A 1,341-nucleotide genomic window follows, 5' to 3' on the forward strand; every position below is an offset into this window, starting at 1 on the left:
TGGTGGACAGGTCCAGCCCGCCGAAGCACTTCTTTCCGGCCAGGAAATCCCGCACCGCCTGCCGCCGTGCGGGGGCGTTGAGGGCCTTCCACTCCTCCCGGTTGAGCTGGGTCTTGTCGTAGAGCCCCAGGGGAAGCCAGCCCACCGCGTGGGTGGCGATCCACTGGTTGAGGCGGAGCCACCGGAAAAGCCGCTCGGCCGCCTCGCTCTGCCGGGCCGCCCGGGCCTCCGCCCGGAATTTTCGGAAACTCAGGTTGTGGCCCAGTCCCGGATTGCACGCCCGCCAGACGTTTTCGTCCCAGATGTCCAGCTCCGCGATGCGCTCCGGGTCGTCCCCGGTGAGGACCGACACGCCGTACATGATGGGGCACCAGGCCGGATCATCGGTGTCCAGCTCCCGCTCGGGCTCCCCCCGCCGCCAGGCCAGGATGCGCCGGCACTTCTCGTGGACCTCCCAGCCGATGCTCTTCCGGTCCGGGTCGTCTCCGGCGGTGGTCAACACAATGACCGCCTGCTGGCGCCGGGCGGCGTCGGAGCCGGCGGTGAGCACGTCCCACAGCTTCCGGTTGGGCTGGGCGTGGAGCTCGTCGATGAGGATGGCGGAGAAGGAGTAGCCGTGCTTGCTCTCGGCGTCGGCGGAGTAGACCTTCAGCACGCCGCCGTATTTGGTGTGGATCTCCCGGCGGCTGTCCCGGGCCCAGGCGATGGGGTCGTGCTCCGGTTGGCCCAGGCAGGTGTGCTCCACCATGTACTTGGCGCACTGGTAGATGATATCGGCGTTGTTCTTGTCGGCGGCAAAGACCCCCACCTGGGGCCGGGCCTCCCCGTCAAAGAGGAGGTGGTAGAGCCCCAGCGCGGCGGCGAACTCGCTCTTGCCGTTCTTCTTTGGGATCTCGTCGTAGAGGAAACGCCGGTACCGCACCCAGGTCCCGTCCTCGTCCCGGACCTGGACGCCGTAGAAAAGCCGGATGGCCTCCTCCTCCCAGGGCAGGAGCTGGAAGGGCTTTCCCGCCCACTCGTTCTGTCCGAAGCACAGGAGGGAGAAGAAGTCCAGCACGTCCTGGACGGCCTCCGGGCAGTAGCGCAGCTCCGCGCCATCGTCCGGCCGGGGGACCTTCAGGAACGGGGTAAGCCAGATGGTATCAGGCACGCTCCATCCGCTCCCTCTTCTCCCTCATCAGCTTCTCAAAGGGACTCTCCTCCGGCTTCCGGTTCCCCTCCGGCATCACCAAGCGGCAGCGGCTGGTGATGGTGAGCCCCAGGTCGTTGGCACAGGCCCGGGCCTGCTTGAAGTAGGTGTCCAGGACTTTGGTGGCCTCCTTGAGGGCGTCGCCGTCCTGG

General features: G+C 67.4%; 2 protein-coding genes. Both read right to left on the reverse strand.

Annotation, left to right across the window (positions count from 1 at the left end):
• On the reverse strand, positions 1-1,150 hold a 1,150-nt coding region (locus tag B5G43_RS16850), incomplete at its 3' end, for a terminase large subunit (RefSeq protein WP_087263367.1).
• A partial coding sequence (locus B5G43_RS16855; protein ID WP_206405040.1) for a P27 family phage terminase small subunit occupies positions 1,143-1,341 on the reverse strand: 199 nt, incomplete at its 5' end. The genes B5G43_RS16850 and B5G43_RS16855, both read right to left, overlap by 8 nt.

The sequence above is a fragment of the Flavonifractor sp. An92 genome (assembly GCF_002159175.1).
Classification (GTDB): Bacteria; Bacillota; Clostridia; order Oscillospirales; family Oscillospiraceae; genus Pseudoflavonifractor_A.